20 protein-coding genes and 2 pseudogenes are annotated in these 20,125 nt (G+C 63.6%); all 22 read left to right on the top strand.

The features are described 5' to 3' along the window. Positions 1-160: 160 nt before the first annotated feature. The 22 genes and pseudogenes from ACSFBC_RS06560 to ACSFBC_RS06665 all read left to right on the top strand — a co-directional run bounded on the left by ACSFBC_RS06560 (position 161) and on the right by ACSFBC_RS06665 (position 19,905). A complete protein-coding gene (locus tag ACSFBC_RS06560) occupies positions 161-484 on the top strand; it encodes a cupin domain-containing protein (protein ID WP_435509512.1) in 324 nt (107 codons plus the stop codon). Positions 485-500: 16 nt separating this feature from the next. Further along, complete coding sequence (locus tag ACSFBC_RS06565) at positions 501-1,538, top strand: branched-chain amino acid ABC transporter permease (RefSeq protein ID WP_435509513.1); 1,038 nt, start codon at positions 501-503, stop codon at positions 1,536-1,538. Between the two features lie 7 nt (positions 1,539-1,545). Then, positions 1,546-3,381, top strand: a complete 1,836-nt coding sequence (locus ACSFBC_RS06570) for a branched-chain amino acid ABC transporter ATP-binding protein/permease (RefSeq protein ID WP_435510038.1) — start codon at positions 1,546-1,548, stop codon at positions 3,379-3,381. 1 nt (position 3,382) lies between these two features. Next, positions 3,383-4,114 carry an ABC transporter ATP-binding protein gene (locus ACSFBC_RS06575; RefSeq protein ID WP_435509514.1) on the top strand — a complete coding sequence of 244 codons (732 nt, stop codon included), beginning with the start codon at positions 3,383-3,385 and terminating at the stop codon, positions 4,112-4,114. 195 nt (positions 4,115-4,309) lie between these two features. Then, positions 4,310-4,972 (top strand): 3-isopropylmalate dehydratase small subunit, encoded by a 663-nt coding sequence (gene leuD, locus ACSFBC_RS06580; protein WP_435509515.1) that lies wholly within the window; start codon positions 4,310-4,312, stop codon positions 4,970-4,972. A 45-nt stretch (positions 4,973-5,017) separates the two neighbouring features. Then, positions 5,018-5,420, top strand: a pseudogene (locus ACSFBC_RS06585) (CoA transferase subunit A); the annotation flags it as partial. A 156-nt stretch (positions 5,421-5,576) separates the two neighbouring features. After that, positions 5,577-5,819 (top strand): annotated as a pseudogene (locus ACSFBC_RS06590) (transposase); the annotation flags it as partial. A gap of 167 nt (positions 5,820-5,986) precedes the next feature. Further along, the gene (locus ACSFBC_RS06595) at positions 5,987-6,874 is read left to right on the top strand and encodes a LysR family transcriptional regulator (protein ID WP_435509516.1); all 888 of its coding nucleotides are present in this window, start codon (positions 5,987-5,989) and stop codon (positions 6,872-6,874) included. 282 nt (positions 6,875-7,156) lie between these two features. Next, positions 7,157-9,148 carry a conjugal transfer protein TraG gene (locus tag ACSFBC_RS06600; RefSeq protein ID WP_435509517.1) on the top strand — a complete coding sequence of 664 codons (1,992 nt, stop codon included), beginning with the start codon at positions 7,157-7,159 and terminating at the stop codon, positions 9,146-9,148. Further along, positions 9,145-9,654: a CopG family transcriptional regulator gene (locus tag ACSFBC_RS06605; RefSeq protein ID WP_435509518.1), complete on the top strand. Its 510-nt coding sequence runs from the start codon at positions 9,145-9,147 to the stop codon at positions 9,652-9,654. Before ACSFBC_RS06600 ends, ACSFBC_RS06605 begins: the two co-directional genes overlap by 4 nt. Next, entirely contained in the window at positions 9,651-10,685 is a 1,035-nt protein-coding gene (gene trbB, locus ACSFBC_RS06610; RefSeq protein ID WP_435509519.1) for a P-type conjugative transfer ATPase TrbB, read from the top strand. The genes ACSFBC_RS06605 and trbB overlap by 4 nt, the downstream gene beginning before the upstream one ends. Beyond that, complete coding sequence (locus ACSFBC_RS06615) at positions 10,682-11,014, top strand: TrbC/VirB2 family type IV secretion system protein (protein WP_435509520.1); 333 nt, start codon at positions 10,682-10,684, stop codon at positions 11,012-11,014. Before trbB ends, ACSFBC_RS06615 begins: the two co-directional genes overlap by 4 nt. 14 nt (positions 11,015-11,028) lie before the next feature. After that, positions 11,029-11,292, top strand: coding sequence for a VirB3 family type IV secretion system protein (locus ACSFBC_RS06620; RefSeq protein ID WP_475544557.1), 264 nt, complete (start codon positions 11,029-11,031; stop codon positions 11,290-11,292). Positions 11,293-11,302: 10 nt separating this feature from the next. Further along, positions 11,303-13,750 carry a conjugal transfer protein TrbE gene (trbE, locus tag ACSFBC_RS06625; protein ID WP_435509522.1) on the top strand — a complete coding sequence of 816 codons (2,448 nt, stop codon included), beginning with the start codon at positions 11,303-11,305 and terminating at the stop codon, positions 13,748-13,750. Further along, positions 13,747-14,475: a P-type conjugative transfer protein TrbJ gene (gene trbJ, locus ACSFBC_RS06630; RefSeq protein WP_435509523.1), complete on the top strand. Its 729-nt coding sequence runs from the start codon at positions 13,747-13,749 to the stop codon at positions 14,473-14,475. Before trbE ends, trbJ begins: the two co-directional genes overlap by 4 nt. Before the next feature lie 10 nt (positions 14,476-14,485). Continuing rightward, complete coding sequence (locus tag ACSFBC_RS06635; protein ID WP_435509524.1) at positions 14,486-14,758, top strand: EexN family lipoprotein; 273 nt, start codon at positions 14,486-14,488, stop codon at positions 14,756-14,758. Between the two features lie 2 nt (positions 14,759-14,760). After that, positions 14,761-16,143, top strand: a complete 1,383-nt coding sequence (gene trbL / locus ACSFBC_RS06640; protein ID WP_435509525.1) for a P-type conjugative transfer protein TrbL — start codon at positions 14,761-14,763, stop codon at positions 16,141-16,143. 22 nt (positions 16,144-16,165) lie between these two features. Further along, positions 16,166-16,870, top strand: coding sequence for a conjugal transfer protein TrbF (gene trbF / locus ACSFBC_RS06645; protein WP_435509526.1), 705 nt, complete (start codon positions 16,166-16,168; stop codon positions 16,868-16,870). Further along, a complete protein-coding gene (trbG, locus tag ACSFBC_RS06650) occupies positions 16,867-17,889 on the top strand; it encodes a P-type conjugative transfer protein TrbG (RefSeq protein ID WP_435509527.1) in 1,023 nt (340 codons plus the stop codon). The genes trbF and trbG overlap by 4 nt, the downstream gene beginning before the upstream one ends. Next, entirely contained in the window at positions 17,886-19,175 is a 1,290-nt protein-coding gene (locus tag ACSFBC_RS06655) for a TraB/TrbI/VirB10 family type IV secretion system protein (protein WP_435509528.1), read from the top strand. Before trbG ends, ACSFBC_RS06655 begins: the two co-directional genes overlap by 4 nt. Further along, positions 19,172-19,417, top strand: coding sequence for a DUF2274 domain-containing protein (locus ACSFBC_RS06660; RefSeq protein WP_435509529.1), 246 nt, complete (start codon positions 19,172-19,174; stop codon positions 19,415-19,417). The genes ACSFBC_RS06655 and ACSFBC_RS06660 overlap by 4 nt, the downstream gene beginning before the upstream one ends. A 290-nt stretch (positions 19,418-19,707) precedes the next feature. Further along, positions 19,708-19,905, top strand: coding sequence for a helix-turn-helix transcriptional regulator (locus ACSFBC_RS06665; protein ID WP_435510039.1), 198 nt, complete (start codon positions 19,708-19,710; stop codon positions 19,903-19,905). Positions 19,906-20,125: the final 220 nt, after the last annotated feature.

The raw sequence follows: 20,125 nt of genomic DNA on the forward strand, positions 1-20,125 counted from the left end.
GGATGGCGCTCTGACTCGTCACGTCGCCTTTGATCACGTTCCGGGCCTCAGCGCCGGTCTTGGCTGGGAGACGTCACCTGGGGTGACGGTGCCCTGCCCGGCCGGGGACCCCACGGCCTCGTCCGCGTCGTGGGTTCCGTCTGCCGGTGGCACGAACGTCATGATCATCACGTTCCCGCCCGACTCTGTGATGACCGGTCCGGATTTTGATCCTGCTGCAGCCGGCGGCGAGTATGTTCAAAAACTCCCAGGGCTTGCCAAGCGGTTCGAGATGGAAAGCCCAGGGATGCACACGACCGACAGCGTCGACTACGGGATGCTCTTGGAAGGCGAGCTTCACCTTGAGCTCGATGACGGTCAATCGAAGGCGCTCAAGGTCCATGACCTCGTTGTGCAAAACGGTACCCGCCACGCGTGGCGCAACCGAAGCGATCGGCCAGCGACCATCCTTTTCGTACTTGTCGGCGCGGCGCGCGGCGCCTGACTTCAGAGAGCAACGTATGGATTTCTCCATTGCATCACTGCTGCTCGTCGACGGCGCCGTCAATGGCGCGGTCTACGCGTTGATGGCGATCGCCATCATTCTGGTTTTCACGGTAACCCGTGTGCTCTTCATCGCTCAGGGCGAATTCGTTGTGTTCGGCGTCGTGACACTCGCTCAGTTGCAAGTTGGCAAGCTTCCATCCGCCGTCTGGCTCGTGGTTGCGATGGCCGCCGCATGCTTGGTTCAGGAAGTTTGGAACGGACTGCGCAACCGCACGGCAGCGCCTTTGATTGCAAGAGCCTGCTTGCGCGTGGTGTGGCTACCGGTCCTGGTCACGGCTTTGGCGTACTGGCTCGCACCCATGAACGCGCCCCTGGCCGTTCAGGTTGCCCTGACGATCGCCATCATCACGCCTCTCGGGTCGATGCTTTACCGTCTGGTCTATCGATCGCTGGCCGATTCGACGGTGTTGACGTTGCTGATCGTTTCGGTCGGCGTTCACTTCGCGCTGACCAGTCTGGCACTCGCATTCTTCGGGCCTGAGGGATTCCGCACGCCGTCGTTCTTCGACGCAACCCTGTCGCTGGGCGAACTGACCGTCAGCAGCCAGAGCGCCATCGTCATCGGCGTTGCTGCGGTGCTCATTGGGCTGCTTTTCTGGCTGTTCACGCGCACTTTCCGTGGAATGAGTCTGCGTGCCACGGCCGTGAACCAGCTTGGCGCTCGGATTGTTGGAATCTCAGCGGAGCGCGCAGGAATGCTGAGCTTTGCGCTTGCCGCAGGAATCGGCGCGCTCTCGGGCGTGCTCATCGGCCCAACGACGACCGTGTTCTACGACACCGGCTTTTTGATTGGACTCAAAGGCTTCATCGCGGCGGTGTTTGCTGGGCTTGCCAGTTTTCCAGGCGCGCTGGTTGGCTCCATTGTGGTGGGACTGCTCGAATCTTTCGGATCGTTCTGGGCAAGCGCGTTCAAGGACTCCATCGTCTTCGCCGCGATCATTCCTATTCTTCTCTGGCGGTCCATGCTGCACCAAGGCGTAGAGGAGCACTGAAATGGCCATGACCAAAACCGCGCCGCTCGCAATCCCGTGCCGTAAAGAGAAGCGGAGGGCACGATTGTCCATCGGACGAGTCGGGGCCATCACGTTCGCGATCCTTGTATTCGCTCTTCCGTTGCTACCGATTCCTGAGTTCCTCATCACCCAGATGAACTACATCGGGATCGACGCTCTGGTGGTGCTCGGGATCGTTCTGCTCACCGGCGTTGTCGGTCTGACCTCCTTCGGCCAGGCAGCTTTCGCCGGCATTGGGGCATACACGACCGCATACCTATGCCTGAAGATGGGCGCTTCGCCGTGGGTCGGACTGCTTGCTGGCCTGCTGCTGACGGGCGCCGTATCAGTCGTTCTGGGCTGGGTCACGCTGCGCATGTCCGGCCACAATCTCCCTCTGGCGACGATCGCGTGGTGCATCGCCCTGTACTACGTGATCGGGAACCTGGATGCGCTTGGGAAGTACGACGGCTTGAACAACGTGCCGCCCATCATGATCGGGACGCACAGCCTTCAAAGCGGCCGCGATTTCTACTACTTGATCTGGACGATCGCCCTGGCCGCAGCGCTGGGCATGCACCACTTGCTTGAGTCTCGCACCGGACGGATTCTCAAAGCCATGAACCCGGATCGTGGCGGGGGCCAAACCATGCCGTCGTCGGTCGGCGCATCCACCTTCCGCTACAAGCTCGTCGTTTTTGTGATCGCGGCCTTGTTGGCATCTGTCTCGGGCTGGCTCTTCGCGCACATGCAACGGGCCGTCACCCCCTCCCCCTTCGGCATTGGCAGGAGCTTGGACTTTCTCTTCATGGCCGTTCTCGGCGGTGTAGGCCACATCTGGGGCGCATTTCTCGGTGCTGGCTTCTCCACGGTTTTGAAGGACGCACTCCAGGACTGGATGCCGGCGATCTTCGGCGCGGGTGCCAGTTTTGAAGGCGTGATCTTCGGCTTGCTCCTGATCATCGTCCTCAAGGTTGCCCCTCAAGGCCTCTGGTCTCTCGTTGGCCGCGTGATCAAGAGATCTAGCCGACCTGTAGATTGGCAAGATGCTGGCTCATTGAAGGCTCGGAAAAAAACGCCCAAGGGCGAGCGCTTACTGGAAGCCATCGGCATCCGCAAGCAGTTCGGCGGCTTGACCGCGGTTCATGACATCGACTTTGCCGTCAATGGTGGCGAGATCGTCGGTCTCATCGGACCGAACGGTGCGGGCAAATCCACGACTTTCAACCTGATCTCAGGTGTTCTGCCGCTCACAAGTGGGGAAGTAAGGGTGAGCGGGGATCGCGTCGACGGGAAGCCATCGCGCTACATCGCCGCGCAAGGCCTTTCGCGAACTTTCCAGCACGTGAAGCTGGTGCCCGACATGACCGTGCTTGAGAACGTCGCGATTGGTTGCTACCTCAGGACATCATCGTCGATTTTGGGATCCATCTTCAGGCTCGATCGCGCAGAGGAGCGCCGCGCGCTCAAAGAGGCAGAGGCGCAGATCCGCCGCATCGGTCTCGGCGGTTCCATGTTTGAACTCGCTGGAAATCTTTCGCTGGGCTCGCAACGCTTGGTCGAAATCGCACGAGCGCTTGCATCGGATCCAACGCTGCTGCTCCTCGATGAGCCAGCTGCCGGGCTGAGGCACGGCGAGAAGCAGGCCCTCTCCAAGGTGCTCAGCCAACTTCGCGCCGAGGGACTGAGCCTCCTGCTGGTGGAGCACGACATGGAGTTTGTGATGAACCTCACCGACCGCATTGTCGTGATGGAGTTTGGCAGGAAGCTCATCGAAGGCACCCCCCAGGAGGTCCAGGACAGTCCTCTCGTCCGCGCTGCTTATATTGGAACGGAGCACTGACATGACCAAGCTTCTTCTAGAAATCGGCGAACTGCGCGCAGGCTACGGAAAAGCAGAAGTGCTATCGGGACTGACGCTGACCGCATCAAAGGGCACGATCGTTTCCGTTCTGGGCCCCAACGGCGCAGGTAAGTCGACGCTGCTCAACGCCCTTGGTGGGGTCATTGGCAGCCGCGGCTCACAGCGCTTCGACGGCGAGGACATCTCGCGACTCTCGCTCGAGCAGCGGGTTATGCGCGGCATCTCCCTCGTCCCCGAAAAACGTGAACTCTTCACGACCATGACGGTGGAAGAGAACGTCCTTCTCGGAGGTCATCGCCCAAGAGAGCTGGGTGTCAAAACCTGGCGCGATACGACCGACTTCGTCTATTCGCTTTTCCCCCGGCTCAAAGAACGCCGGAAGCAGCAAGCGGGCACGTTGTCGGGGGGCGAACGGCAAATGCTTGCTGTCGGGCGAGCGCTGATGGGCCAACCCAAGCTGCTGATGCTTGACGAGCCCAGCCTTGGCCTTGCGCCGTTAATCGTGGCCGAGATGATGAAGGCCATCCATGAGCTCAAAGAAGCAGGTCTGACCGTGCTCCTTGTGGAGCAAAACGCTCGTGCCGCACTTGAAATTTCGGACTGGGCGTACGTGCTTGAAGGCGGTGCGTTTCTTATGCAGGGAAGCGCGGAGCAAATGCGGACCGATCCTCGACTCATCGAGAGCTACCTTGGAACACGAAAAGCTGTCTGAAGGTGGGGTAACCCCGCCCGGATCAACTCCTACCGGGAAGAAAAAGGTGATCCACCTGGACGTCCCTGGATCGTTGGCCAGCGTCGAAGTGGAGGATGACGACGACCACCCCGGTTCACTTTGGTATGCGGTCCCAGCAGTGCTGGTGATGGTTGTCCTGTTGTTTCTGTACGTTGCGCAGATCGGGCGATAACTGTGGATAAGTTGAAGTCAGTGCGAAGCGTTGTCGCCCCTCTCGACAGAGAGAACGTTGACACCGACGCGATCATCCCGAAGCAGTTCATGAAGTCGATCCGTCGTACCGGCTTCGGGCCGAACCTATTTGACGCATGGCGGTACGTTGATCCGGGTGAGCCTGGCAAGCCGCAGTCGCAGCGGATTCCTAACACTGACTTTGTGCTAAACCAACCGCGTTACGCAAACGCACGCATTCTTTTGGCAGGTCCGAACTTCGGGTGCGGATCGAGCCGAGAGCACGCGCCGTGGGCGTTGCAACAGTTTGGCTTCCGGGCGTTGATTGCACCGTCGTTCGGGGAGATTTTCCGGACCAATGTCTTCAAAAATGGCATGCTTCCGATCGTTTTGGATGTCTCCATCGTTAGACGCCTGTTCGACGAAATCGCAGTCGAGCCCGACTACGAACTTGCGATCGACGTATCTGGCCAGCAGATCGCGCTACCGGACGGCTCAGTAATCGGCTTCGAAATTGAGCCATTTCGCAAGCACTGTCTCCTTGAAGGACTTGACGAGATTGAGCTGACGTTGAGCCATGCAGACAGGATCGCTAAATTTGAGAGACAGCGGCTGGCGACTTACCCCTGGCTCAGCAACACCTTGAGCACCGAGCAACAGCGATAAAGGTGCTTCGCGCAGTCTTCCACTGCGTTCTGGGACAAACAAATGGTGAACAAGATCTATCCGTCCGCTGACGCGGCGCCCAAGGGCGCCGTTGCCGATAGGGAAACGCTCGCCGTCGGCGGCTTCGGCCTGTGCAGCAGTCTCGGGGCGCTGATCGCCGCGCTGCCCGATTCGGGTGTCAAGAACCTCACCTGCATTTCGAACAACGCGGGCGTCGACGGCTTCGGCCTGGGCAAGCTGATGGAAACCCGGCAGATCAAGAAAATGGTCGCGAGCTATATCTGCGAGAACAAGAAGTTCAAGCGCCAATACCTCGCCGGCGACCTCGAACTCGAACTCGCGCCGCAGGGCACGTTGGCCGAAAAGCTGCGCGCGGCGGCGCCGGCATTCCGGCCTTCTTCACTAAGACCGTGTCGGCACGCAAGTCGCCAAAGGCACGAGTAGGCGCTGGCCGCCAGCCGGTGGGCTTACTTCGCATTGCTGCGCATGTACTGCCTGCAGCTGAGCTGGCCCTTTGAATGACAGAACACGGTCTATCGCGATCTTTAAAGATAGGAGTAGGACTGTGAGTACGACTAGGAACACGGATACCGTCGGAGTGATCATGAGGGACCAGCGCCGCAGGCGCAGGCCCCTCGCAGAGAAGGCCGCACTGGTACGCCGAAGCTACAAACCGGGCACGAGCGTGTTGCCGGTTGCACGTCCGGAAAGCGTTGCCGCGAGCTTGTTGTTCCAGCGGCGTAGGCTGGAGCACGAGGGAGGGTTGAGCATGGTCTCCGCCGGTGAGGCCGTGGTGCCTGCCTCCGAGCTCGCTGCCGCACACGCCGAAATTGCCAAGCTGCCGCGCTCGCACGTCCATCGACCGCAGGCTCGCTCCGAGAAATGGATCGCCAGTCGGCCAGGCAGAGGCAGCACTATCAGGAAGACCCTCTCATCTCGATTGGCCGAGGCGTGGAGCTCAGCGTCCTGGCACGCGGGATCTAAAGGCCGCCGGTCAACCTGCGGCGTGTACCGATGATTGAACTGCGGCACCTTCGTTATTTCGTTGCAGTCGCGGAAGAACTTAGTTTCCGCCGCGCCGCCGAGCGCATCCACATCGACCCGACGCCGCTGTCACGCACCATCCGCGATCTGGAAGAACAGCTTGAGGTGCAGCTTTTCGTGCGGATGCCGCGCCAACTGCGTCTTACCCCAGCCGGTGCACGTTTGCTGAAGGAAGCCCGCAAGCTCTTCATCCGGGTGGAACGCACGCGCCGCGTCGTGCGCGCGACCGATTCTCGCTACCGTGCCCCTTTGCGCATCGGTGTGGCCGATGGCATAGCTCAACCCAGGCTGTCCGAATGCATCGCTGCCTGGCGGACGCTAGTGCCAGAGACGCCACTCGAGTTGTCGGAAATGAGCGCCGATGAACTGGCCGCCGCTTTGCGACGCGAAGAGATCGATGCCGGCGTATCTTTTGGTCTGCCGGAAGACGAGGCCATCGCTCAGGAGCCGGCCTGGAACTACCCGCTGGTGGCGATGCTGCCGTTTGGGCACGAGCTCGCGTCCTTGGAGAAGGTGGCGCTGGCCGACCTTCTGGCCTTCCCTTTGATCTCATGCAGGGCTGACCGGCAGCCGGGCCTGGTGCAGCAGATGCGCGACATCGTGCGGCGCCATCGAACGCAACTCACGATCACGGGCGAAGCGAGCAGCCTGGCCGGCTACGTCACACGCATCGCCGCCGGCATGGGTGTCGGCTTGGCAGATGCGGGTCATGCCGCCACATTGCACCGCACCGACGTGGTCGCGGTACCGCTCCAAGAAGATGAGCGCATCATCACCTGGGTGCTTCACAAGCAACGGCGCTTCGGCCTGCCTGAAGAGTTGCGGCGCTTCCTGACCCACGCCAAGATGCTGCACTGATCGTTACAAGGCCGGCCGTATCGCAGCGGTGCGTCGCGCCATCGGCCTTGGACAAGCTGCTCATGCTTTGCAATGCTGCAGGCTCGACGGCCTTTAGGCCGTCGTTGATCGGGCCAGCCACTTGCGTTTTCACGTACCCGCCAGCGTACGCCGTGCCACGCCCTGTTGGGTGTGCATCGCGGCGATCCGATTCCAGACTCAAGCAATTGTGCCGCTGCGGCACGTGCGTGCTGGAGGCAGGACGCAAACAAAGACGGAACCAAGACGTGAAAGGGGTGGACGATGCCCACAGGCATCCTTTTCGGACAGATCTGCGTTGTACTGGGCGTGGCCTTCGGCGGCGTGTGGTCGGCAACACAGTGGACGGCTCATGCGCTGGGCTATCAACCGCGGCTCGGAGCTGCATGGTTCGATATTTCCGACGTGCCCGTTTACGAGCCCTGGAAGCTCTTCGAGTGGTGGTACTTCTACGATGCCTACGCACCCGACGTGTTCCTTCGCGGCGGCACCATCGCGGCATCGAGCGGCCTGCTCGCCACCGGCGCTGCCATCAGCATGGCGGTCTGGCGCTCACGTCTGGCCAAACGCGTCACGACTTACGGTTCGGCCCGCTGGGCTGATGCCGATGAGATCCAACAAGCCGGTCTGATCCGCGCCACCGGCGTATTCCTCGGCAAGCTGAGCGGCAAAGTTCTCGCATACCTGCGCCACGACGGCCCGGAGCACGTGATGGTCTTCGCCCCCACGCGCTCAGGCAAGGGTATCGGTCTCGTCATCCCCACGCTGCTGTCCTGGACCGGGTCGGCCGTGATCCACGACATCAAGGGCGAGAACTGGAACCTCACCGCAGGCTGGCGGACGCGATTCAGCCACTGCCTGCTGTTCAACCCGACCGACTCGAAGAGCGCAGCCTACAACCCGCTGCTTGAAGTGCGACGCGGCATGCATGAGGTCCGCGACGTGCAGAACATCGCCGACATCCTGGTCGATCCCGAAGGAGCGTTGGAGCGCCGCAATCATTGGGAAAAAACCAGCCATGCACTGCTGGTTGGTGCAATCCTGCACGTGCTCTACGCGAGCGAGGACAAGACGCTGCGCGGCGTTGCCAACTTCCTGTCCGATCCGGCATGCCCGTTCGAGGTGACGCTGCATCGAATGATGACCACGAAGCATTTGGGTGATGAGGTCCATCCTGTCGTCGCCTCCGCCGCCCGCGAGGTCCTCAACAAAAGTGACAACGAACGCTCCGGCGTCCTGTCCACCGCCATGAGCTTCCTGGGCCTGTACCGCGATCCGACGGTGGCCGCGGTGACTTCCCGCTGCGACTGGCGCATCGCCGACCTGATTTCGGCCAAGCATCCCGTGTCGCTGTACTTGGTCGTTCCGCCTTCAGACATCAGCCGCACCAAGCCCCTGATCCGCCTGATCCTCAACCAAGTCGGCCGGCGATTGACAGAATCGCTCGACGGCTCGGATGGCATCGCGCGCAAGCACAAGCTGCTGATGATGCTCGATGAGTTCCCGGCACTGGGCCGGCTGGACTTCTTTGAGTCCGCACTGGCCTTCATGGCCGGCTATGGGCTGCGCGCCTTCCTGATCGCGCAGTCCTTGAACCAGATCGACAAGGCCTACGGCCAGAACCACTCGATCCTGGACAACTGCCATGTGCGCATCGCGTTCGCCACGAACGACGAACGCACTGCCAAGCGCATCTCGGAGGCACTGGGCACCGGGACTGAATTGCGCGCGCAGCGCAACTACGCCGGCCACCGGCTGGCCCCCTGGCTCGGCCACCTCATGGTCTCGAGGCAGGAGACCGCGCGGCCGCTGCTGACGCCGGGCGAAGTGATGCAGCTTCCGCCCGATGACTCCGTGGTAATGGTCTCGGGCCACCCGCCGATCAAAGCGAAAAAGCTCCGTTACTACGAGGATCGGAACTTCATTGCGCGGGTGCTTCCGCCACCGGTGCTGGCATCAGGTGTCTATGCGGATCGCCCTGCGGCACGCTCTGACGATTGGAGTGGGCTGGCTCCGCTCGCAGCGACGGAATCTTCTTCCGGTGCCGAGGAAGGCGGCTTTGCCGACGAGGGAGGTCACCAGCTCAAGCCCGAACTCGAGATGGCCCCCGACACGCCGATCCTTCCGGCCGACGATGGTCTGCTAGTGCTCGACGATGAGGACGACATGCCATTGCGTCCGCAGGACGTGGACCGGCAACTCACGCGCAGCGCACGTCTTGCCGCCATGGACCCCGACGACGGGATCGCCCTATGAGTCGCACACGCCTGAACATCTTCATCGAACCAGCCCACGCCAAGCGCCTGGACCAGGTCTCCGCGCACAAAGGCGTTTCAAAGTCCGCCGTGATCGCGGCGGCATTGGCGTCATTCCTTTCGCCCGACGGCGAGGACCAGCGGGAGGCGGCCTTGGCCAAGCGCCTTGATCGCCTGTCGCGCCAGTTCGACCGTCTGGAACGCGACCAGGGCGTGCTCATCGAGACCGTCGCCTTGTACCTGCGCCACTACCTGACCGTGGCGCTGCCGGTGCCCGAGCACCAGCAGGAGGCCATGCGCGCCCAGGGCCGCGCCCGCTATGCGCAGTTCATAGAACAACTGGCCCGCCACATCCAGCGCGGCCGCAGCCTGGTTCGCGAGATCCATCAGGAGATCGAGCCGGTTGCACCGGCACAGCAAACGGGTGAAGGCCACCAGCCGCCCTCCTCCGACGGCGCGAGTCATGGAGACGACCCAGCCATGTCTAGTGAAGGAGAAAGAGCATGAGGTCTATCAACATTGCTCAGGGCGGAGGCGCGGGTGACGGCGGTGAATCCGCCGTCCGCCGCATCCGCATGCTGCGCACGGCGATGGGGCCAGAGATCGCGGCGGCGCTCGACGACCCGGAGATCGTTGAAGTGCTTCTGAACCCCGATGGATCGCTGTGGGTGGACCGTCTCGGCACTGGCCGCGCGCCGACCGGCACCGCGCTTCCTGCACCGGTGGTCGAACGGATCATCCGGCTCGTGGCTGCGCACGTTCGCACGGAAGTGCATCCGGGCGCGCCGATCCTTTCAGCCGAGCTGCCTGAGACCGGCGAGCGATTCTTGGGTGTGCTGCCCCCCGTTGTGCGGGCGCCGTCGTTCGCGATCCGCAAGCGGGCGCTGCGGATCATGAACCTCGCACGCTACGTGGAAGACGGCGTGATGACGGCCGAGCAGGCGGCCTTCCTGCGCTCGGCGGTGCACGACCGGCTGAACATCGTCGTCGCGGGCGGGACCAGTACAGGCAAGACAACGCTCGCGAATGCTCTGCTCGACGAAATCGCCGAGACGCGCGATCGGGTGCTGATCCTCGAGGACACAGTGGAGCTGCAGTGCCGCAGTGACGATCACGTGGGCATGCGCACCGAGCCCGGCGTCAGCACCATGGCCGACCTTGTGCGCGCCACCCTTCGGCTGAGGCCGGACCGCATCGTCGTGGGCGAAGTACGCGGCGCCGAGGCACTGGACCTGCTCAAGGCCTGGGGCACAGGGCATCCGGGTGGCATCGCCACCGTGCATGCCGGCTCCGCCGCTGGCGCACTCACGCGGCTCGAACAGCTCGTGCAGGAGGTGAGTGTCACCGTCCCGCGCGCCCTCATCGGCGAGACGGTCAACGTGATCGTCTTCATCGCAGGCCGCGGCCGCGCGCGTCGCGTGCGGGAGATCGCGCGCGTCGTCGGCTTCGACAGTCATGGTTACCAGCTCGACACCTCGCTTGGGCCGGGCTTTCCTTCGATTTCCCACAACCCGTCATCCACAGGAGAACCGACATGACGAATCTGCGTACTTCCGTAAAGCCGCTTCTGATCGCCGCCATTGCTGCGGCGGTGTTGCTCACCGTTGCGCTGCCCGCGCACGCGGCCGGCTCCAGCATGCCGTGGGAGGCACCACTGCAATCCATCCTCGATTCGATCCAGGGGCCGGTGGCGCGCATCGTCGCGGTGATCGTCATCATTGCCACTGGGCTGGCACTGGCGTTCGGTGACACCTCTGGAGGCTTCCGCAAGCTGATCCAGATCGTTTTCGGTCTGTCCATCGCGTTCGCCGCTTCCTCGTTCTTCCTGACCTTCTTCAGCTTCACGGGTGGGGCGGTGCTGGCATGAATGCCACTGCACAGATGCATGGCTCGGCGCCGGGCTTCGAGGTGCCGCTGCACCGATCGCTGACCGAACCGATCCTGATGGGGGGCGTGCCGCGTACCGTGGCGATCGCCAACGGCACGCTGGCCGCAGCGGTCGGGCTGGGCCTGCAGCTTTGGTTGCCCGGCATCGCACTGTGGATCCTCGGGCACTCACTCGCTGTATGGGGCGCCCGCACGGACCCGCAGTTCATGCAGGTCTTCGCGCAGCACATCAAGCACCGTCAACTGCTGGACGTGTGAGGACATCACGATGATGAACCTCACCGAATACCGCAAGCGTCCGGCGCTCCTGGCCGACTGGCTCCCGTGGGCTGGCCTGGTCGCACCCGGCGTCATGCTCAACAAGGATGGCTCCTTCCAGCGCACGGCGCGTTTCCGCGGGCCAGACCTGGACAGCGCGACAAAGGGCGAGCTGGTCGCCACGTCAGCGCGCCTCAACAACGCACTGCGCCGGCTCGGCTCGGGCTGGGCGCTGTTCGTCGAGGCCGAGCGCCGCGAAGCCGCGGACTACCCGGAGTGCTCGTTTCCGGAACCACTGTCCTGGCTCGTCGACGAAGAGCGCCGCGCCGCCTTCGAGGAAGACGCCAGCCACTTCGAGAGCAGCTACCACCTGACGCTGCTGTATCTGCCACCAGAGGAATCGCGCACGCGTGCGGGCCGGCTGCTCTACGAGAACCAGAAGACCAAAGGCGTTGACTGGCGCGAACGGCTTGCCACTTTCGTGTCCGAGACCGAACGCTTCTTCGGGCTGCTCGAAGGCGTCATGCCGGAGATCAGCTGGCTCGACGACGGTCAGACCTTGACCTACCTGCATGCGTGCATTTCGACGCGCCGACATACCGTCGCGGTGCCAGAGGTGCCGATGCACCTCGACACGCTGCTGGCGGATGAGCCACTCGTTGGTGGACTGGCGCCGATGCTGGGGAGCTCACATCTTCGGGCGTTGACCGTGCGCGGCTTCCCGACGTCGACCTGGCCCGGTCTGCTCGACGATTTGAACCGCCTGGGCTTCGCCTACCGCTGGAGCACACGGCTCATCGGCCTGGACAAGCCCGAAGCCGAGAAGGAGCTTGCCCGCCTGCGCCGCCAGTGGTTCGTCAAGCGCAAGAACATCGTCGCGCTGCTGCGCGAGACGATCTTCCAGCAGGAGAGCCCGCTAGTGGATTCCGATGCATCGAACAAGGCATCGGATGCTGACGCGGCGTTGCAGGAGCTGGGCAGCGACCAGGTGGCTTTCGGCTACGTCACCGCTACCGTGACGGTGCTCGATGCCGATGCGGCCGCGGCAGACGAAAAGCTGCGGCAGGTGGAGCGAGCCATCCAGGGTCGCGGATTCGTGACGATCCCTGAAACCCTGAATGCGGTCGATGCCTGGCTCTCGTCGATCCCGGGCCATGCCTACGCCAACGTGCGCCAGCCGATCGTCTCGACGCTGAACCTGGCACACATGATGCCGGTCTCGGCGGTCTGGGCCGGGCCGGAGCGCAATGCGCACCTGGACGGTCCACCGCTGATCGTCACCCGTACCGATGGTGCGACGCCGTTCCGGCTGGTCACGCACATCGGCGATGTGGGCCACACGCTGGTGGTCGGGCCGACCGGCATGGGCAAGTCGGTGCTGCTCGCCACATTGGCGATGCAGTTCCGGCGCTACGCAGGCTCCCAATTGCTCGTCTTTGACATGGGGCGCTCGATGCGCGCCACCGTGCTCGGTCTTGGAGGCGAACACTACGACCTTGGCGCGGACCGAGCCATTGCGTTCCAGCCTCTGGCTCGCATCGACCAGCACGCCTACCGGACCTGGGCAGCCGACTGGATCGAAGGACGCTTGGTTCAGGAAGGCGTCGCTGTCGGCCCGCCCGAGAAGGACGCCGTGTGGTCTGCGCTCAATAGCCTGGCCAGTGCGCCCGCCGAACAACGCACCATGACCGGGCTGTCGGTCCTGCTGCAGTCCAACGCGCTGCGCCAGGCGCTGCAGCCCTACGTGCTGGGTGGTGCGCACGGCACGCTGCTCGACGCGGATTCGGACCGGCTCGGCACGGGTTCGATCCAGTGCTTCGAGATGGAAGAGCTGATGCAAAGCAAAGCAGCGGTGCTGGCCGTGTTGGGGTATCTGTTCGCGCGCTTCGATGAGCGCTTCGACGGAGCGCCGACCTTGTTGATCCTCGACGAGGCGTGGCTGTTCCTCGACGACCCCGTGTTCGCGTCGCGCATCCGGCAGTGGTTGAAGACGCTGCGTAAGAAGAACGTCTCGGTGATTTTCGCGACGCAGTCACTGGCCGACATCCAGAACTCGTCGATCGCGCCGGCCATCGTGGAGAGTTGCGCGAGTCGCATCTTCCTGCCGAACCCGCAAGCCCCCGAGCCGCAGATCCGCTCGATCTACGAAGGCTTCGGCCTGAACACACGGCAGATCGACATCGTCGCGACCTCGCAGCCGAAGCGGGACTACTACTACCAGTCGCGGCTCGGCAACCGGGTCTTCGACCTTGGCCTGGGGCCGGCGGCGCTTGCTTTCGTCGGGGCCTCCTCTCCGGAAGACCAGCGCGCAATCGATGCCGTGCTTGCACAGGGCGATGCCAGTGCATTTGCCGCCACCTGGCTGCGCCATCGCGGCCTCGACTGGGCGGCCGATCTCATCCCCTCGTTTCCTTCCTCTCCATCCTTTTCGTCCACAACTCAGGAGAACACGCCATGAAGAAGACCTTGCTTGCCGTCGCCGCAGCGGCCTTGATCAGCGCGCTGCCCACTGCGCATGCGCAGTGGGTCGTGATCGACCCCACGAACCTCGCGCAGAACCTCATGACGGCCGCTAACACGCTGGAGCAGATCAACAACCAGATCAAGCAACTGCAGAACCAGGCGCAGTCGCTGACGAACCAGGCGAAGAACCTGACCAGTCTGGACTTCAGCGCGCTGAACGAACTACGCGCCGCGCTGTCGGCGACGAACCAGTTGATCCAACAGGCGCAGGGCCTGGCCTTCAACGTGCAGCAGATGGAGACGCAGTTCCAGCAGATGTATCCCGAGTCGTTCAGTGCCACGGTCTCCAGTGGACAGATGGTGCTGGATGCGCGCAAGCGCTGGACGAACTCGCTGGACGCGCTTCGCACCGCGACCAAGGTGCAGTCTCAGGCGGTGCAGAACTTCGCCTCGGACGAATCGACGCTGACGGATCTGGTGAACCGCAGCCAGTCGGCCGTCGGTGCCCTGCAAGCCACGCAGGCGACCAATCAGCTCCTGGCCCTGCAGGCCCGGCAGTCAATCCAAGCGCAGCAGCTTCAGATCACGCAGGACCGCGCGGCGGCGCTGGAGCAGGCGCGGCAAGTTGCCGTCCAGGAGCGAGCGCGCGAGGTGCGCCGCCGCTTCATGGGTGCGAGCACGCCATACACGCCTGCCGCGGTAAATTTCTACAGCGAGTGAGAGGCGAGCCATGAACAAGCTCTTTATCCTCGCAGCCGTGGCTTCAACCCTGCTGATGGTGGCCTGCGGCAAGCCGGCATCCATCGAATCCGTCGAATCTCTCGTGGCTAACCCCGAGCGCTTGAAGGAACTGCGTGCGCAGTGCAAGGCCGACCATGCCAAGGTCGGCGATGCGCAGTGCAATGCAGTGGCAGAGGCCACGCGTCGGCGCTTCTTCGGCAGCGGTGGCCCGACGTACACGCCGCCCGCTTCATCGCCAGCATCGCCGGCGCCGAAGGAATAGCCGTGCAAGACGTGGCGGTCATTGACCGCTTCCTCGACGTCTTCTCGCGCTACATCGATTCCGGCTTTGGGCTGCTGCGCGGTGAGGTGGCCTTCCTCACGGCCACGCTGATCGCGATTGACATGACGCTCGCCGGTCTCTTCTGGGCGATGAGCCATGCCTCAGGGCAAGGTGACGACGTGATCGCCAAGCTCATCAAGAAGGTGCTGTACGTCGGAGCCTTCGCCTACATCATCGGCAACTTCAACAGCTTGGCGGGCATCCTGTTCCGGTCTTTTGCCGGGCTGGGCCTGACCGCTTCGGGATCGGGCATGAGCCAAACGCAGCTGCTGCAGCCAGGCCAGCTCGCCAAGGTCGGCATCGATGCCGGCCGGCCGATCATGGAGCAGATCGGCACCATGACGGGGTTCCCGGAGGTGTTCGCGAACCTCGACACCATCGCGGTGCTGTTCCTCGCATGGCTCGTCTTGATCGTGGCGTTCTTCGTGTTGGCGGTGCAGCTCTTCGTCACGCTGATCGAGTTCAAGCTGACCACGCTCGCGGGCTTCGTGCTGGTGCCCTTCGCGCTGTGGAACAAGACTTCGTTCCTGGCTGAAAAGGTTCTGGGCAACGTGGTGTCGTCGGGGATCAAGGTACTGGTGCTCGCGGTGATCGTGGGCATCGGCTCCGGCCTGTCCGCAGAGTTCACAGTGCCACCAGGTGCAGACCCTAGCATTGACCATGCGCTGGTGATCATGCTGGCATCGCTGGCGATGCTCGGCCTGGGGATCTTCGGGCCGGGGATTGCGACAGGGCTGGTATCTGGCGCGCCGCAGCTGGGCGCCGGTGCTGCGGCAGGCACCGCGATGGGCGCAGCGGGGCTGGCCGTCGCCGGCGGTGCGGCCGTGGCGGGCGCCGGATCCGCGGTCGCGGCGGGTGCGCGGATGGCGCCCGGTGCGGCGCATGCGGCCATCAGCGGCGGCGCGACCGCCGCGCGCTCGGCCAGCGCCCTGGCCAGCGGTGCGAAGTCTGCTTACCAGACGGGCGCGGCCGCATCGGGCGGTAGTGGCGTGCGGGCTGCCGGTGCTGGCCTCGCCAGCCTCGCAAAGGCCGGGGCGAGTGCAGCCGGCCAGCGCGTCGCTTCCGGCGCCAAGACTGTCAAAGACCACGCTGCGAGCTTCGTGGCTGATGCTGTCGCGCCTACCTCTCCTTCTGCATTCGCCTCTGGTCCAGCTGCCGAAGGCAGTGCATCGGCCCCTTCCGCAGCAGAGCCCGCATGGGCGCAGCGCATGCGCCGCAAGCAGCAGGTGACTCAAGCCGCGACGACCGCAGCCCACGTTCTGCGCTCGGGCGACCACGCCGGTGGCGGCGCCAGTCCCAGCCTGCAGGACAGCTCCAACTCCTGAACCCTTTTTGAAAGGAATCCCTGTGCGTTTCAAACGACCCCAGGTGCGGTACTCGGACACGCCCGAGCCCGTCACCCCCTATCAAGCCGCCGCGCAGGTCTGGGACCAGCGCATCGGCGACAGCCGCGTGCAGGCGAAGAACTGGCGCTTGATGGCCTTCGGCAGTCTGTCGCTGGCACTGTTGATGGCCGGCGGCCTGGTCTGGCGCTCGGCGCAGTCCATCGTCACCCCCTATGTCATCGAGGTGGACAACGCAGGGCAGGTGCGCGCCATCGGCGAAGCGGCCGCGCCGTACAAGCCGGCCGATGCGCAAATCGCGTTCCACCTGGCGCGCTTCATCAGCGACGTCCGGTCGCTCTCCATTGACCCGATCGTGGTGCGGCGCAACTGGCTTGAAGCCTATGACTACACGACCGACCGCGGTGCCGCGACGCTGAACGATTACGCGCGCACCAATGATCCGTTCTCCCGCATCGGGCAAAGCTCGGTGGCGGTGGAAGTGACCAGCGTGGTCCGTGCCAGCGATGCTTCGTTTCAGGTGCGCTGGATCGAGCGCAGCTACACGAATGGGTCGCCTTCGGGCACCGAGCGCTGGACGGCCGTGCTCTCCGTCGTGCTGCAGCCGCCGCGCACCGAAGAGCGGCTGCGCAAGAACCCACTGGGCATCTACGTCAACGGCCTGTCCTGGAGCCGTGAACTCGAAGCAACGCAAGGAGCAAAACCGTGAAGACACATTTCCGTAGAACCGTATCGCCGCTGATCCTGCTGGCCACGCTGGCGTCTGCCGCCGGCTGCGCCACGCAGGGCAAGCCGCCACCGGTGATCTCACTCGACGAGCCCGTGGCCGTCGCTGCGAAGGTTTTGCCCGAGCCTGCGAAGCCCATCGAGGTAGTGGCTGTTCTGGAGCCACTGCCGTTGCCCGGGCAGATGAAGGCGCTGCCGGCCGAGACCGAATCGAAGCTGGTGCCGGAGCCGGCCGACGACAAGGTGCGTGTCTCTCGTGCAAACGAAGAAGCGCGCATCGCGCCGACGCGCGAGGGCTATGTGAACGCGATCCAGGTCTGGCCGTATGCGGACGGAGCGCTGTATCAGGTCTACACCAGCCCGGGTCGTGTCACCGTGATCGCGCTGCAGGAGGGTGAGGAACTGGTGACGGTCTCCGCCGGCGACACGGTGCGCTGGATCGTGGGGGATACCGCCAGTGGCGCGGGCACTACCCTGCGCGTCAACGTCCTGGTGAAGCCAACCCGCGTGGGGCTGAAGACGAATCTCGTCGTCACCACGAACCGGCGCACTTACCTGCTGGAGCTGTCCTCGACGCCGCAGGCCTGGATGGCTTCGGTGTCGTGGGACTACCCGAAGGATCGGATGTTTGCGCTACAGAAGCAGGCGCGCGAAGCCCAAGCGGCCATGCCGGTGGACTCGGGCCTGTCGCTGGAGCAACTCAAGTTCCGCTATGCAATTACGGGCGACGGTCCGTCGTGGAAGCCGCTGCGTGCGTTCGACGACGGGCAGCGGGTCTACATCCAATTCCCCGGTGGTATCGCACAGGGCGAATTGCCCCCGCTGTTCGTGATCGGGCCGCAGGGGGACGGGCAGCTCGTGAACTACCGGTTTCGTTCGCCGTACTACATCGTCGATCGGCTTTTTGGCGCGGCGGAACTGAGGCTGGGCGGGTTCAAGGGCAGCAAGGCGGAGGTCGTGCGGATCGAGCGCACGGATGGTGCCGCGCGGAGCGGGTCATGAAGGACGCCAATCCTGCTGTTTCGGCCAAGGCCAGCCCGGAGACGCTGGCGCTGCGCGCGCAGCCGCGCCCAGTCGTTCGCTTAAACCGCCGTGTGCTGGCAGTCGGAGCTGGCACGCTGGCTGCGGCGGTGCTGGGCGGCACGTTGTGGTCGCTGCAATCACAGCAGCGCTCGCGAACTCCTGCAGCCGAGTTGTTCAACGTCGATCGCATTGCGAAGTCGGAGAGCCTGGACCGGCTACCGAAGGACTATGCTGGGCTTCCGCCGGCGCCGAAGGCTGCACCGCCTGTGTTGGGCGAGCCGTTGCCGGGGGATCTCGGGCCGGCCATCGTGCAGTCGCAGCAGCCGATGGAGCAGCGAATGGCCTCGCATGGCACCGATCCGGCGCAACTCACGGCCGAAGAGGCCGCGCGATCTTCGGTGTTCTTCCGGGGATCCGGGAGCAGCGGCGGTAGCGGCAGGCCGATGGCCGCAGTTTCCCCTACGACTCCAGCAGCCAATTCGAATGCAGGCATTGCCGTTCCGACCCAGAATCCGTTCAATGCAACGGCCGGAAACACGCTGCCTGCGGTGCCGTCCGATCCGACGGGCGCGCAGAACCGGCAGGATTCGAAAGAGGCGTTCTTGACGAAAGCGGGAGACGGGGCCACGCGCAATCCCGGGAGCCTGCAACTGCCCACATCGCCGTACCAGGTGATGGCGGGCACGGTGATTTCTGCAGCGCTCTTGACTGGGATCAGTTCGGATCTGCCGGGGCAGGTGATCGCCAACGTGACCGAGGCGGTCTACGACACTGCCACGGGTCGGCAACTATTGGTCCCGCAGGGCTCGCGGCTGATTGGGCGCTACGACAGCCAGGTTTCCTTTGGCCAAAGGCGGGTGCTGCTGGTGTGGACACGGCTGATCCTGCCAGACACGTCGTCGGTGGCGTTGGACCGCTTGCCGGGAATCGATCCAGCGGGCTATGCCGGGCTCGAGGATGGTGTCGACTGGCACTGGGACCGCATCCTGGCCGGCGCGGCGCTGTCCACGCTGTTGGGCGTGGGGGCAGAGCTAGCAGCGCCGGAGAGTCGTACGAACCAGAACGGCAACCGGACGGTGATCGCCATGCGCGAAGGCGCGCAGGACTCGATCAACCAGGTCGGGCAGGAGATCACGAAGCGCAATGCGAGTATTCAGCCGACGTTGACCATCCGACCGGGATTTCCGATGCGGGTGATGGTGAGCAAGGACTTGGTCCTTCGACCGTATCAGCCTCTTTTCTTCGCTTGCGGGAGTTCGCAATGAGCAAGGACGCGAACAGGTTGAGCCTCGGGCCGCTGCCTGCAGCGTCGTCGGTGAAGTTGACGATCACGTTGTCGGCCGACCTGAAAGCACAGCTCGATGCGTATGCGGAGGTGCATGCCCGGCTGCATCAAGTGCCAGTCGATGCCGTGGCACTGGTACCGCACATGCTAACGGCGTTCATCACGCGTGATCGCGGCTTCAAGGCAATGAAGACCAAGCACGCCATAGGGCCACTCGTTTGAGTTGATACCCCGCGCCGCCTCCCTCCCCTACTCCTCGCTTTGCCGCGTCAGGTTGGGGGCGGCGGACATCCCCGGCAATCTATGGACATCCCGCAACCGGTGACGAATGCCAACGCGACAGTTGAAAGGAATGCCCTATGCCAGCCTCCATAACGAACACCTCGCGCAGGACGGCCGAACAGGTCACTTCTGATCAGACGGTCGCTAGAACCGAGCAGGCCACCCAGCTGCTTCGAGAAGCCCTCGCGCTCTTGGATCTTGACTCGAAACCGTCAATGGCGCTGATCGCTATGAAGCGCACACCTGACAGACTTCTGCGACTGCCCGAAGTCGAGCGACTGACTGGCCTCCGTCGCTCGGCAATCTATGAGCAGATGCAACGCGGAATCTTTCCACGATCCGTCAAGGTCGGACCGCGTGCAGCGACATGGTCGGAGATCGCTATTCAGGGGTGGATCTCAGATCGTCTCGGCAGAGGTTTACGCTAAGGCGGACCGATCATCGAATCGCCATTGCATTCTGCATGGGCTCGGGTGCTTGTGCATCCTACTTGGACTCATCGGCAAGCGCCAAGGCAAAGTCAATGGACGAATCCCACATGGCTGCTCTGCAGCGGTTGCAGTCAGTCGATGGGCCGCGAGAGACAGGCCGCTTTCAAGTCCAAAGCGGTCTATAGGCGACGAACCGCAGGCGGCGTTGTGATGAAGC

Source organism: Variovorax frigidus (assembly GCF_051216515.1).
Classification (GTDB): Bacteria; Pseudomonadota; Gammaproteobacteria; order Burkholderiales; family Burkholderiaceae_C; genus Variovorax.